Annotated in this window: 5 protein-coding genes and 2 pseudogenes; 2 read left to right on the forward strand and 5 right to left on the reverse strand. The window is 45.0% G+C overall.

All coding sequences use genetic code 11. The annotated features are described in order from the left end of the window. Window positions 1-33 precede the first annotated feature (33 nt). Window positions 34-5295, forward strand: coding sequence for a protein kinase domain-containing protein (locus ACGHM3_RS14280; RefSeq protein ID WP_345415124.1), 5262 nt, complete (start codon window positions 34-36; stop codon window positions 5293-5295). 205 nt (window positions 5296-5500) lie between these two features. Continuing rightward, window positions 5501-6448, forward strand: a complete 948-nt coding sequence (locus tag ACGHM3_RS14285; protein ID WP_345415121.1) for a 2-phospho-L-lactate transferase — start codon at window positions 5501-5503, stop codon at window positions 6446-6448. 447 nt (window positions 6449-6895) lie between these two features. Here ACGHM3_RS14285 and ACGHM3_RS14290 read toward each other — a convergent pair. From ACGHM3_RS14290 to ACGHM3_RS14310, 5 genes and pseudogenes are all read right to left on the reverse strand, one after another. Next, window positions 6896-7935, reverse strand: a pseudogene (locus ACGHM3_RS14290) (IS481 family transposase). A 183-nt stretch (window positions 7936-8118) separates the two neighbouring features. After that, window positions 8119-9081, reverse strand: coding sequence for a serine protease (locus ACGHM3_RS14295; protein WP_345415119.1), 963 nt, complete (start codon window positions 9079-9081; stop codon window positions 8119-8121). Window positions 9082-9599: 518 nt separating this feature from the next. After that, a pseudogene (locus ACGHM3_RS14300) lies at window positions 9600-10652 on the reverse strand (IS3 family transposase). A 285-nt stretch (window positions 10653-10937) separates the two neighbouring features. Further along, on the reverse strand, window positions 10938-12668 hold the full coding sequence (locus ACGHM3_RS14305; RefSeq protein ID WP_345415117.1) for a hypothetical protein: 1731 nt from the start codon (window positions 12666-12668) through the stop codon (window positions 10938-10940). Window positions 12669-13916: 1248 nt separating this feature from the next. Continuing rightward, entirely contained in the window at window positions 13917-14765 is an 849-nt protein-coding gene (locus ACGHM3_RS14310) for a hypothetical protein (protein ID WP_345415115.1), read from the reverse strand. Window positions 14766-15758 lie beyond the last annotated feature (993 nt).

Below are 15758 nucleotides of genomic sequence, written 5' to 3' on the forward strand. Positions count from 1 at the left end.
ATTAGCCCAACAACCGACAATTTGGCCTACGCTATGTGGAACGATGATATTGACGTCACTGAAACCCTCTATAACAGCAACAGTACTGCTGTTTGTCGAGGTGTTTGGAAAAAAAATAATGCAGACGTCATTCTGAAATCCGTTGTAGAGTGCACCCCTGGCGATGGCACTATTGACAGAATAAAGCACGAGCACCAGATACTTTCGTCGCTAAAGCATCCGCATATCGTTAAGTGTTTAGACCTACAATTAACCGAAGATACGGCAACCTTAGTCCTAGAGGACATAAGCGGTACGCCAATTAAGGATATTTATTATTTCGATGGCTGGCCGGTAAAGCAGTTCGTTAACATCGCCACCCAGCTATGTGACATACTTCAGTACATACATCAGAAAAACATTATTCACCAAGATATTAACCCCGCTAATATCATTGTGAACCAGAAAGACGGCCGTATTAACCTTATAGACTTCGGAATTGCACGCCAAGCTTCTTCTGAAGGGTCGCTAACCATCAGTGCCAACAGACTAGAGGGCACGTTAGAATACTTGTCCCCCGAGCAAACCGGCCGTATCAATCGGGCGGTGGACCAACGCAGTGACCTCTATTCCTTGGGTGCCACCTTCTACGAAATGTTGACTGGCCGCCCGCTATTTGAATCCAGCAGCACTTTAGAGTTAATACATAGCCAAATCGCTAAAATTCCTGAGGACTTACATTCTATCAACCCAGCGATCGCTCCGTGCCTTTCGTCAATTATCCTCAAATTATTGCGCAAAGACTCCAATGATCGCTACCAAACGGCGAGTGGCTTGACGGCCGATCTCAACCAATTTCTAAAGCTTTATGAAACCAGCGCCCCCAGCTCTATTCAGTTTGACCTTGGCCAACAAGACTATTCGGGCCGGCTAAGGCTTCCACAAAAACTCTATGGAAGAGACCAGGAAACAGCGGAGCTGAACCATGCATTAGAGATCATTTGTAGGGGTTCTAAAGAGCTTATCTTCGTCAGTGGAGACACGGGCACGGGTAAATCGAGCTTCGTAAATGAGTTGCAAAAATCAGTCACCTTAAAAGAGGGCAACTACTGTGAGGCCAACTTTGATAGCACTTATAGCAACACGCCCTACTTTGGTTTTAAGCAATCCGTAAGTGCGCTTTGTAGAACACTGTTGTCAAAACCTGCTGAAGAATTGGCCTATTGGCAGAGCAAAATCAGCGAAGCTTTGGGCGAAAACGCAGGTGTAATAACCGGTATCATTCCCGATTTGGAATATCTCATCGGTAAACACGATACAACAGATTTGAGCAATGATATTCGCTCAAAGAACCGGCTAAGCAGAACTTTCGGTCAACTTATAAAATCGCTGTGCGATCACAAACGACCATTAGTCGTTTGTATAAGCGACATACAATACGCCGATAAAGAAACGCTAGAACTCATAGAGCAGCTCTTCCAGTCGGAAGAATTGCAATATTTTATGCTTGTGGCGACCTTTAGGGATCAGGATACACCTACAATTGTAGGGAACCATAGTCAACTTTTGAAAAGCCTAGCAAGTGACAACGTCCCCCACCGCAGGATAAAACTGGACAACCTGACTCGGCAAGCTGTGCGTCAACTTTTATCCGATAGCCTATCTAAGGACGACCACCGCTTAACTACCCTAGCAAACCTAATATACAATAAAACACAGGGTAACCCTTTCTTTACCAACCACTTTCTACAGAAGTTGTATGACGATAAAACCATTGGGTTTAACACTGAGCGGCTGGATTGGGAGTGGTCTGACCGTGAGGTGGCAGAACAACAATTCACAGATAATGTCATTGACTTAGTAACTGAAAGAATAGAACACCTAAGCCCTGAGCAATTGCGCGTTCTGCAGATGGTGGCTTGTATAGGTGACTCCATCAGGGCCGATATTGTCGCCCAAGCCACACAAGTGACCTTGGCAGAACTCTTGCCAACCTTAGAAATATTCTGTTTAGAAAATCTGCTAGTCAATATCAACCAAATTCCAATCACCAAAGAGGACGCGCACCGTCTTCTACTGCGCTTCACCCACGACAGGGTACAGCAATCCGCTTACTCTTTGATATCAGAGCAAGATAAGCCACATTACCATTTGCAAGTTGCAAGGGCCTTAAGAGAGAATGAATCTACGGCAACAAATAATTCTTCTTTTCAACTCGCCCGCCACTACAATCTGGCAAAACATCTGGTAACCGACAAAGCTGAAAAACGCATATTAATTGAAGCCAATTTAATTGCCGCGGAATTAGCCATAAAATCTTCGGCATTCGATTCTGCGCTCAGTCATCTGAAAACCTGCGCCGAATTCTTAGACGACAGCTATTGGCAGGAAGACTACGAACTTACGTTCAACATCTACATAAAATTAGTACAAGCCGCTCATATGAGCGGAAAGCGAGATCTATTCCAGATTTACTTGGATATCGTCAAGGCTAACGCCTCCGAAACAGACCGCCTGCAAGCCCAGCAATATGAGATCCTCTCTTTAACGGCACAGTGTTTGTACACCCAGGCGGTTGATCTTACGCTCGAACTACTGAGTAATCTTGATATCCCCATGCCTGATCAGATAGCAGACAGGGATATCGCTTCGGCCATAGACGCTCTAAACGCATTAATAGGCGACAGACAGATATCGGACCTGGCTGAATTGCCGTTGATGACCGATGAAAACATGATTCGAGCCATGCAGGTCATCGGAGACATTATACCGGTGGTCTACGGGCAAAACCCTAAGCTGCTCGCGCTGTTAGTCATAAAGCAAGTCGAACTGTGTTTATCCCATGGTAACCATCCACAATTTATTTACTGCTATCTGAACTACGCCTTTTTACGTAGCGGAATGTTTAACGATATAGCAAACTGCCTCAGTTTTAGCCAGCTCGCCATGTCGCTCTTAACTAAGATAGGTAACGAGTCAGACCAGCCGCGTTGCTTATTTTTGTATAATGCCTTTATACGCCACTGGCAAGATCCCATAGAGACGTGTATTGACTCGTTTACCGATGTATATGACAAAGGCATAGAACACGGAGACGTAGAACACGGCCTGTACGCCCTAACCCAAATTAGCTTATCCGCGCTGGTTAGCGGCATTAAATTGGATACGATTGCGCCTAAAATGATTCAGTCGGTACAGACGATGAAGCATTTTAAGATGGAAAACACCTATAATAGGGTCGCCATCTGCATACAATCCGTAACAAATATTATGGGTAAGGCAAGGGATCCCAAAAAGTTGATGGGCACCTTTTTTGACGAAAATCTAATTCGTATCCAGCATAAAGACAGCGATAGGATTCTGTGTTTTTACCGAAGTTTTTACACCGCCTACATCAACCACCTATTGGGCGATTATTCCGAAGCGGCAGCTTTGTTAGAGCAAGCCAATGAAAATCACCACTCGGTGGATACCATGTATTTAGGCAGTGCCTTTGCCTTTTACGAGAGCCTTATTCTTTTAGCAAACCACGGTCACAATAAAACACAGCTCAATTCAAGCGAAAGCGAGAAATTACACGCCAATCTAAGCCAGCTTCAACTTTGGTCTAATTTTTGCCCATCGAATTTTAAACACAAAGCACTTTTAGTCGAAGCCATGCTGGCTGATGTAGAGCAGCGCCCCGAGCAAGTACAATCGTTATTTGAAAAGGCAATCATAGCAGCGGGCAAGTCTTCAATACTCAGCGAAATCGCTATAGCCTACGAAGAAGCTGCCAAGTATTATAAACGCTGTGGATTAGAGAACTTCTATCAACTTTACTATAAAAAAGCCCATCAGTTTTACTCCCGCTGGGGTGCGGTAGTAAAAACCACGAACATGGAGCTATGTGCGCCGCTAGTCTTTAGACATAGAGAAGGCAGCGGCAGCAATACACTGCAAAGCGGCACGCAAACCCAAGCGGGCAATGGTGGTGCGCTGTTGGACATCAATAGCGTTATGAAGGCCTCGCAGGCTGTTTCTAGCGCTATCGTTCTGGACGATTTGCTTAAAAACCTAATGCAGATTGTGATCGAGAGCGCTGCCGCCGACCGAGGTATTCTCATACTATTAGAGGAAGGAAACTGGTTAATTCAGGCGGAGCGGAGCTTCGCCGACAACGACTCTAAAGTGTTACAAGGCCTCCCCATGGCCGAGCACAAGGAGATTCCATTAAGTGTTCTGCAATACGTCTCTCGTACGGGCAATAGAATAGTATTGGCCAATGCCGCCTGCCATGGCAACTATGTCAATGACGACTACATTGTGAGCACCAGCGCAAAATCCATACTCGCCATTCCACTTCGCTTAAAAAATGAACTTACCGGCATACTCTATCTTGAAAACCGATTGACCGAAGACGTTTTCACATCCGAACGCATACAACTACTGGAAGTACTTAGTAGCCAGATCGTTATTTCCATCGAAAACGCCAAGCTCTACCATAACCTAGAGAGAAAAGTAGAAGAGCGCACGTCCGAACTGAATCAATCGTTAGAAAAGCTACAACAAACCCAAGAGCATTTAGTGGAAAACGAAAAAATGGCATCCTTGGGGAGACTCGTCGCAGGTGTAGCCCACGAGCTAAATACTCCTATCGGAGTTTGCGTAACGGCAACCAGCCACCTAGGCGACGAATCGAAATTTACCCAAGAGAGTCTCAACGATACCTCAATCACCAAGGACGAACTGGAAGAATTCCTAGAATCCTGCGTGGAAGTCACAGGCGTTGTCAGTTCAAACCTGGCCAGAGCATCTGACTTAATCAGCAGCTTTAAGAAAATCAGCGTCGATATATCGACGGATTCTTTCCGAACGTTTAATCTGTACGAATACCTACAAGATGTACTGCAAAGCCTCTCGCCTGAGATTAAAAAAGCAGAAGCCAAAACAGAATTGGTTTGTGAAGAAACCATCGAGTTCACCAGCAACCCGAGCGCGTTAACGCAGATCATAACCAATTTAATTATGAATGCATTAATACACGCATTCTATCCTGGGGAAGAAGGCAACATCACAATCAGCGCTTCAGAAACCCAAGACGGCATCGAAATGATTTTCCAAGATAACGGCGCTGGTATGGATGACGAAACCCAGAGAAAGATTTTCGAGCCTTTCTTCACAACCAATCGCTCAAGCGGCGGTACCGGCCTAGGAATGTCGATTCTGTACAATCTGGTAACCCACCAAATGCGAGGCTCTATATCTTGTAATAGTTCGCCTGGTAAAGGCACCAGCTTCCATATGACCTTCCCCAACCAAGAAGCCAACAGCTAGCCTCAACATCGTGAAAAACCCACCGACGCTAAAGAGCCTGCCACAAGCCATCGCCTTGGTATTGGTAGGCTCAGTTGTCCGCACATAAAGCAGATGCACTTGATTTCTGACTCCCATGCCCTAACACTGTTTGCTTCTTAGCTGCAGTAAGCAGCACGGCTATTGAAGCTGCCAACGAAAACTAATAATAAAAAGGTGTTTGGAATTGGCTAACGATAAACACTACTTGGCCCTTTGTGGCGGCGTCGGAGGCGCCAAGCTCGCGCTTGGCCTAGCGCATTGTTTGCCTCCGCAGTCCCTGACCATTGCCGTCAATATCGGCGATAACTTTGAACACCTTGGGCTGCCCATTTGGCCGGATATCGACACTGTGAGCTACACCTTGGCAGGCTTGGCTAACCCAGAGCAGGGCTGGGGACGCCAAGCTGAAACCTGGCAAGTGATGGATGAATTGAAGCGGCTGGGCGCGCCGGATTGGTTCGCTTTGGGCGACAAGGATATTGCCCTGCACCTACACCGCAAGCACCTGCTGGAACAAGGTAACACCGCCGCAGAAGCTACTCAGCTAATCAACCAAGCGCTGGGCGTTACGCACACCGTGCTGCCCATCAGTAATCAAACTATCTCCACCAAAGTACATACCGATATAGGCACTTTAGAGTTTCAAGAGTACTTTGTTAAAGAAAGAGCCCAGCCTAAACTATTGGGCCTAGACTACGTAGGTGCAAAGTCTGCTCAACTTCTGCCTCAGGTAGAATCCTTACTGGGCGACCCCTCGTTGACCGGCATCATCATTTGCCCATCTAATCCTTACCTAAGCATAGGGCCAATGCTGGCTATATCTGGCCTAAAAGCCAAGCTGGCCCGCTCAAACGCCCCTGTGCTGGCCGTATCGCCGATTATCGGCGGCCAAGCCATAAAGGGCCCCACCGCTAAAATAATGACAGAACTCAAGGTCACCCCTTGCGCGACCTTAATAGCGGATCTCTACGCTGGTTTTGTCGATATCACCATTATCGACGAGACAGACCGCGCTCTGGTAAGCATAAAGCCGTTGATAAAAGCAACGCCTACGTTGATGATGAATTTATTTGAAAAGAAGCGCTTAGCTGTTGAGTGTATAAAGACGCTGGACGGTTTTAGAGATGAGTGAGCACGCAATCTTCGTTAGCGTTAACCACCCTGAGTAACTAGGTCTAAACTAGGTCTCATAGATAGTGCCTGCGTGGTTATGGGGTTGGAGTATTCACTGGCTCTTCATCATTGCCGGGGCACAAACAAAAAAAACCACTCGCGCACGAGGGTTTTGTATTTGGTGGAGCCTTGACGGTAGCGAACGGGGCGGCCCTCCGTCGCTGACCTCAACACTCCAGAATTGAGCCTAAAAAAACCTAGGCCATTGATTTAATTGAATGTTTAAAGTTTTCTGGCGATCACAAAATACCCCAAAACACTACAATCCATCACATTTCAAACGAGAAAACCATGGGTCTTAAAATTACTGCCTGTAGACAATGGTCTGGTCTATTTTAAGCTGTTAAGTCTGTAGTAGCTCAGACTTGATCTGACAGTTACCCGTTTTCAAAAGGTGCCTGTCAGTTTAGATCTGAGCTAAATTCTTCTCAGCCCAGATCGCTTTACCATCGATTAAAGTTTCCAACGGCGTTCTACCGCAACACATTTTTCCCTGATGCGTGCGTTCATTGTTATAGTAATCCATCCACTCGTCCAGATCTTTTTGTAGTTCCTCCAGTGAGGAATACAGTCTCTTGCGAAACGCGACCTGGTAAAATTCATTAAGAATTGTTTTATGGAAGCGTTCGCAGATACCGTTCGTTTGCGGTGACATAGCTTTAGTCTTAGTGTGATCGATATCGTTGATAGCTAGATAGAGTTGGTAGTCATGCTGATCAACTCGGCCGCAGTACTCTGTTCCGCGATCAGTCAGGATACGCAGCATGGGGAGTTCGTGAGACTCAAAGAATGGCAATACCTTGTCATTCAACGCATCAGCCGCGGTGATAGGTGTTTTGGTAGTGTAGAGCTTGCAAAATGCCACCTTGCTGTAGGTATCGACAAAAGTCTGTTGATAGATTCGCCCTACACCATTTAAGTTTCCAACGTAGAACGTGTCCTGAGAGCCTAGATATCCGGGGTGTGCAGTCTCGATCTCACCGCAAGCCTCATCGTCATTTTTCTTTTTCTCTAGCGCAGCCACCTGAGCCTCGCTTAGGATAATGCCGTCGTTGGCTACCTTATTTTCTAAGGCAGCTAGTCGCTTTTTGAAGTTCTCGAGATTGTGCCTCACCCAAATGGATCGAACACCGCTACCAGAGACGAAGACACCGGCTTTACGTAATTCATTGCTGGTCCGATGTTGGCCATGTGCAGGCTGCTCTAAGGCGTAGTCAATAACTGCTCGCTCAGTGCTTCATCAACCCGATTCTTTGTATTCGGGGCTCGCCGGCTTTTGTTAATCAGGTTGTCGACGCCACCTTCCTCTACAAGCTCTCGATATCGATAGAAGGTGTCACGTGATACACCCATCACTTTACAGGCCTTGGCCACATTACCCAGCTCTTCGGCTAAATTCAGCAAACCTGCCTTGTGTTTAATGATGGGGTTGTTAGTATGGATCATGAGAGTTACCTTTTTGTTTTGACTTAAGATTCGACACCTTTATCAAAACGGGTAACTCTCTCTTTTTCAAGAGGATGTGTCAGATTAGGTCTAAACTTCTACACCTCTCTTTATTACACTTAGGATCAACATTAAAGCAATGCCCACCTCACAAACTATAGACATACAATAGACAAGGGTCTTTTATGGATCTTGAGAAATTGCGTGGCTCACTAGATTCGTAAGCCATCGACCTCCAGAACACCAATTGTTGTCCTGATCTTGAGCAGAAACTACAGCTACAACAAAAGGTCCTTCATCCCAAAAGCCAAACATCGGACCTCCCGAATTACCCGGAGTTAAATCCGCTAACGTCTTCATAGAGCGCGCTGGACCCGAGTCGTACCAAGGTTCATCAAGAGCCTTATCACGTTGGAAAGTAGGACGAATACCTCCCCCTCTAGCACCAGGATAACCGATATTCCACCAATACGGTTCATCGTCCCAGCCGCTATCATACGTTCGGGTGCCCATCCATCCAAATAAGTCGCCTATCCTCTGATCTGTAACGAGCACTGCATAATCTTCGTCAAGTTCGCTCCAGTTTATCCTTCCTGATATTCGCGTGTAGTACCAAACATTAGTTATAGCTGCAGTCGCTCTGGTAAATCCACCAGCTCGATGAACTTCCACTGTACCCGCCCCGCCGGACGTCCAATCCACCACGTGACTCGCAGTTAAAACGTGTCTTGGCCCTACAATGACTCCTGATCCAGCTCCCGCCGAAGTCGCTACCCGGCATATACTTCCCCATGGGTAACTCGTGTCATTATATATTTGACGGTCGTCGGCACCAAACACGGTTAAAGGCTGCAAGTCCTTTCCGTTTAATAAAACTCGGGCTGGTTTAGGTAATTTTGATTTCAGAGGTGAATCTGTAACATCAAACCAATCTGGAAGCATCGGTTTGATTGGATTAGTTTCATTTGCTAATTTCTTATCCAGTTTGTTGGGATCAATCTCGGTAAGCTTATAAGGCTTAGGTTCTGGATTAAGTATGGAACGGAGCTCCCTCGGTATCTTCGCTTTCGCCTTTATATTAAACTTTTGTTTACTTTGGCAATGTGTTAATGGAGCGTTTTCATCTCTAATGCATTCATCTGCCATAGTATGTTCCTCAATTCAAGGTGAAAGTTATTAGGAAAATTCTTTAAGAAATTTATATTGGCTTGTGCTTCCTGTTTTGTAGTGCAATTTCGCCAACGAATATCCCATTACTTTACTTATTCTTCTGTAGCAATTTTCCAGAACCATAAAAATCTCGTAACTTAGAACGATTTTGGAATAAATCCAACATTGACCGTACAACACTAGGTAAGGATGAATCGAGAAAATATGCAACACTTTATTAAAATTCGAGTTGAAATCTTTATAATTCTTATATAGTCTTTTCCTTAGCAGGCATACCAGAACAAAAAGAAATACTTACTGACTATAAATTATATTGTCTCGTCACTATTTTATTTTCATCTATATAAAACTAAAGATCTTATTTTCTCGACACAAAGTGGGCAACGACGAGCATTCTTTTACCACAAATTTAAAGCCAGGCTAAAAAACTAACCAACTTACAACTGACCTTTCCCCTAAGTTAGTACCACTCATTCGATGAAATTTTTTATATATCATGCCGCCTGCCTCGCGTAGGCAACAGGCGTCATGTAATTTAATGAGCTGTGTGGTCGTTCATGGTTATGGTGTGCTCGCCATTGATCTATTTCGTAGCGGGCTTCCTCTATTGTTCGGAACCAGTGCAGATTCAGACAGGTGTCTCTAAACTTACCATTTAGGCTTTCGACGAAGTCGTTTTGTGTTGGTTTGCCAGGCTGAATAAAGTTGAGTTTGACTTGATTTTCTTTGCTCCAGAAGAACATGGCTTTGCTGGTATAATCAGTGCCGTTGTCACAAGTGGTACCCTCAGGCTTGCTACGGGTCTCGATTAGTTGATCTAAGAAACGAGCTACGCGGTTTCCACTAATAGAGAACTCTGCCAGCTATCCGACCAATTCACGACTGTAGTCATCAACTACGTTTAGTATTCGGAAGCGTCTGCCGTTACTCAATTGATCCGATACAAAGTCCACAGACCAGCGCTCGTTGATTTGCGTGGGTAATTCCATAACCGGCACAGGGCGCGTCAGCTTTTTGCGCTTTTTGGTACGAATCTGCAGTCCTTCCTCTGTGTAAACTCGGTAGTTTCACTTTTTATTGATCACTAAACCTTCGGCTTTAAGTAACCCGTGTAGCAAGAGATAGCCATACCGACTGTAATGCGCTGCTAGTTCTTTCAACCGCCTCCGAAGAGCCTCGTCGCCGTAGCACTTGGCCTGATAGCGATAGCCAGTAAGCACGGCGCTGGCTCAAGCCAAACGTATCGACCAAATAACTGGCGACGGGCTTTCGCTCAGCTGGCTTTACCACTTTTTTGACAAGACATCCTTCATGGCCTCCATTTCAAGAAACTTTTCCGCAAGAAGCTTCTTCAGCTTGGCATTCTCCGCCTCCATGTCCTTCATTCGCTTAGCTTCATTGACCTCCATGCCAGCATACTTTGAGCGCCAATTGTAGAAGGTGCCTTCAGATATCCCAAGCTCGCGACAAATATCAGGCACTTTGGTACCCGCTTCATGCTGCTTGATCGCTTTGATGATTTGCTCTTCGGTGTATCGCTTTTTCATGATAATGAGATCCCCTTGGGAGTAGATAAACTGGAAATCTCATCGAGATCATGGTTCTATTTTTTGGGGAAAGGTCAAGCTTAGCAAGTTATAGCGACTCCGTTAAAAAAGCTAAATAATCCATTCAGAAAAAAATCCGCCCTGTTTGTTTCAGGGCGGCTCAGGGAAATTAATATTGATGATCTTATGTTTCAGAGAATTCATTATCCAGAAGAGTAATGATGTTCTCGGGCAGGTAATCCTTAGGATTGTCTTGGACGATGACTTAACAACTACTCGTAGAAATTATTCATCGCGTCCTATTTGCTTACCCATATTTGGTAACCTGTTTCTCAATTCAACGCCCGTATCAATACTCTGGCCGGGCAACATGGGCGCACCGCACCCGGGGGCATCGACTTGGCACAAACCAGCGAGAACAGAGCCAAAGGGCAAAAGGGCATCATATTTGCCGGCCACGCCGGAACCTGGCGCCGGCGTGCATTGACTCTGAAGCTCGTTAGGTCGACACGTAGTCATACAATTGCCCTCGTTATCAGTTTTGCATCCCCAATCGCTTCCAGGTTTAGACCGGCACTCTATCATGTCGCCTCCTGCTTTCCCGGGCACGGTTCGACATTGCCCTGCCGTGGCAAGGCTTGCTGGATCAGAGCGCGCCAGACATATATCATCTGGCTCCATTGGAGAGCAACCTTGCGCCATTTTATCCTCGGCAGAAAGCCGCTGTTGACCCATACATCTGGAATCAGATGGTGGCGCCACACCACCACCATCAGGTAGAGGCTCGTTGTTATTGGGCCGACTATCGATCTGCGCCCGCTCACGCGCTTGTTCGTTAATCAATGTAGAGGCTGTCGGTAAAGTTCGCCCTTCCTCTCGCAAAAAACGTAGAACTGAAGCTGCTGTTGATTTTATCTCTACCGTAAAACGCCAATCTCCGATTGTACGCCCGAGCGAATTCATGGCCTCGCTCAAACCTTGGCCAAACCCTCCACCCCCCGTTGAATCGGGGTCAGTTCCGTCGCCGGCCGCAAAACGTAGATTCTCGCGGAGTTGGCTTTCCTCTTCCTCCACGACCTCTCGCACTGCTTGAGCAGTACTCCTATTCAACTCATCAATTGACAGAGTTGGGGCTTGATCCGACTCGTCATCTTGTGTCCCCGAACCCTGTTCCGATGGTAGTGGGGGTTTGTCCTCGTCCTCGCCATCATTCATCACTCGCCCCTCGGGATCATCAGAATTACATCTAGGCGGTCCAAGATATCCTTTCCCGGGGAGAGCACCAAAAAACGAAATGGACGAACCCGATCCACCACTACGTCTTGAAGCGTCTACGAGCCCACCGGGCCCACCGGGACACGCCGCAGAGTCGACTAGAGGTCCCGCAGCAATCATTGTCTTCAGGCGCTCAGTAGTTATATTTTCATTAGTGATGAAACATTGGAGAGCTTGATCACCCAACGCATTGCTGATTATCCAATCACGTGACCATCTCCAATCCGGAGCGTTAACCCCTCCAATCATTAAATCTATGGAACCATCGTTATTGACGTCTAGTGAAAAATAATCTTCTACTAAATCACCAGACCCACGAATACCAAATACCGCAGGCATCCTCACCTCACCTCCACGACTAATATCAATGGGTATGATGAATCCCCCACTGCCATCATCATAAACTTTTCTATCACCGATGTTTTCGCTTACAAGGGTATTCAGATCTCTGGCAAAAAGAGCTCCGCGAAGTCGCTTATTCTCAATGAGGCTGATCGATAAATCTGAACTGGATCGGCGTCTATCGAACACGCGAAACTGATAATTATTGGAGGCGGCTGAGATACCACGTTCGAGCTTCTTTATTTCGCTCTTTGAAAGAGCATTAATATTAGAACTCTGTAGACTTTTTTTTAATTCATATGATCTGCGTTCAACGGGTTCTGCAATGGACAAACTAAATGAAGTAATTAATAAAACAAATCCAGCCATCAAATGGCTACTATGATTACCTAGATTCATAATGCACCTTCCATTTTTTCATCACTGAGCGCCTTTCGTGGCTGACTCAATCTTGGATTTGATTTTCCACGAGCTCAGATTGCTATATCAGATATGAACAGTGTAAACAGACCTATCTAATTTACCTTAGTGGTGCGAGATAGATCCTTTAAACGATTAGCAATGTGGTCGCCGTTCTTTGATATCGTCGAATATTAACTTTGAGACAAAAGCGCAAATGTTGTCTTCCGAATTGATCTTAGTACTTTATCGTATAGTTTGTGTAATCGACGCAAAGCTCCAGGGATCTCGCCAAAAACTGAGCTGCGACTTTATAGTCGAACACACTATTTGTATGCTACTTGTAAAAATTAATATTAACGCTGTACCCAGGAAATTAAACGTATATGAATATAAACGTAGAGAGCTAAACCCAAACATAGGCAAATCCCTGTTTCATCAATTGATCTTTGAATTACTGTATGTAGTGAATTTATCTTAAGACTAATCCCATCGTTCGACTGGGTTATGCAGAAAAAAAACTGTTCGTAGATTTCCTCGCAATGGACAAAACGTTGCAATTAACTTCAACAATCATGAATAATATTTATGGCCTTTAAAATCAACAGCGAGTGCAAAGTGAGTGTTTGCCGGCGCTGAATACAACAGGAAAATTATAGGATCATGTCTACTATTGCAAACTAGAAAGAATATTCTACGCCAACAGATAAAGCATTCTGTTCTGTTCTTTTCAGAGCAACTGAGCTAAATGATCGAGCTCTTGAAGATATAGACGCGTTGCCCCAAGAAAATTAGATCACGACTAGCATGCACTTTGTTTGGCTCTACTTTTAGTCACGGACTCAGCAATATTTTCAAACCTCCTAAATAACAGGAGTGTACAAAATTTCAGCAAGCGTTAGAGCGGTTAAAAAATTATCTCTGCATATAATTAGCATTATTAGCGGTCAACAAAGGCCATACTCGGCAGTATCATCCAACGGTATGAGTCTACGTGTACAAGCTCAAACCAATACTCACCTTATAGGATATTATAAAAATTCAATGACATATAATTTATAACCTACAACCCCACCAAAATACCAAATTTCGTTAACCGCAGAATTTAGGAGTGTGATTACTCAAGAGAGGCTTAATCATTAGTATCAAATAAGGGTTCTCAATAATTAAACTAAGCTAAAAATAAATCAAACTCTCTCCCCAATTACACCACTTAGGAAATTCTCGGTCGTGTTTTTAACGGTAGTATTAATCCTGAGGCTCGAAAAAGAGAAGTAGCCTAACTTCTCTTAATCGAGTGTAACAGTCCTGTGTATAATCTTCCAAAGCGACATCCAACCTAGGAAAAAGCGTTAATCCCCAAAGAAAAGGTGCCTCAGGTGAAAAAGATTGGAGCGTTCGGTTTATACTATCCAGCATATTCTCATTTAATGTAAGTAAAAGCACATCTGAGGTACCTGAAGCATTAGTCACAAATACATCGTCACTATCGTTGAGAAGAATAAACTCTTCTGTTGAATAGTGAGTGTCGTCTATATCTATCCCACTCGATTGAAAAGTTCTTGGCGGTGGATGGTCAAGATTATCAATGGGTATTATGCCGTTAAGATTGTTTAAACTGCCTGTCGTGGCACCGAAGATGTAACGTCCCAATTCACTCTCTCGGCATCCAAGATTCGGGTCAACCATAGTTTGTGGTGCATCCTCTTGCTGCCCCATGATGATCGCTCCTACTACATGACCATTCCCGATATCATCTCTTGCGTGTCGCGCTGGCGCAAAGGGCCCAAGATCAAAAATCATATGACCGAATTGATTAATTGCGACCTTATCCCGGCAGATGGGACGATCATCACTAGCATAATGAGAAGTTCCAATAACAAGATCATCACCATTTAGTTCATCATCATAATATTTGGGAGAAGTTCGAACCCCGGTTGTTGACACTCCACAAATAAACCCTGGAGGATCGTTTTCCAATGAGGTCTGTACCACGGCTCGCGAAACAGGTGCTAGAGAGACTGAAGATCTCGGTGTAATTTCGCAGGCCACGAGAATTGGAATAATGAACAGCAGTAAAAAACCTCTAAAGAGCATACCATTTTTCCTCTATTTTAAATTTTTTATGAACATGTTTTATGAATTCAAAACGATCACTTCAAACAACATTACTAAACCGCTTACCCATTAGTTATCCCTAACGCAATCATCTATCATTGCGTGCTCCTCATTTTACGGTGCAGGCTAGTAAAAAAAATTTATAAGAATGTTATACTGGCTTTTGCTTCCTGTTATGTAGTGAAACCCCACCAAGAATATCCCATTACCTCACCTAAACTTCATTAGGAACTTTCCATTACCCTAAGACATCGCGTAGCTTAATTTAATCGTAATCAGACCAAGTAAAGCTTCGATTAAAAGCGGGGTTCCATTCGGCTCGAAAGCGAACTTGAGAATCTGAATCACGAAGCAGACAATTGAGTATGTGTTTTGGTATTGCAGCATTGCCGGCCAGTGATAGACGAACCTCAACACATCCGTAATTCAGTAAATGTTTGGCAACATTTGTCGTAATTGTGGGATCGTCTGCAATCCTTCTTGCTGCGCGGGGTTTGCAATTCCTGGCCATCAACAACTGTGCAGCAGCAGAATCTAGATTGAATACGCAACTTATGATCCGCACTGCTCCATCGTGGCATAAATTATTATCGGCGAACCAGTCGGCGACGAAACCAGCTGCTGCTCCACTATCGTCTGGAATAAATTCCCATGCGTTGTTACAGCTTGATCGTAGCCGGGCGTAACGCCCTCCCGCGGTCATTAGGCATAAGGTAAGACGAAGCCGACGTTGCCATGTGGCCTCCGTCTCGCTAACGGCTAGCAACTACTACACCATGGAATGAATCGCAGAAAGTCTCTACGCTGATGTCTATACAGCGCTGCTGCCCCCAGGAATATGTTGCAAACGTGATCTTGTCTTCGTAGAAAACTGGTTCACAGGTAAGAGGAAGCCAGTGATCATAGTGTTCTCGGTCATCACCTCTACCGAGTAAAGGTGACGCCTCGACTTGAAGGAAGGCGTGCCCTCCA

Origin of the sequence: Halioxenophilus aromaticivorans (assembly GCF_042850945.1) — a bacterium.
GTDB classification, from domain to species: domain Bacteria; phylum Pseudomonadota; class Gammaproteobacteria; order Pseudomonadales; family Cellvibrionaceae; genus Halioxenophilus; species Halioxenophilus aromaticivorans.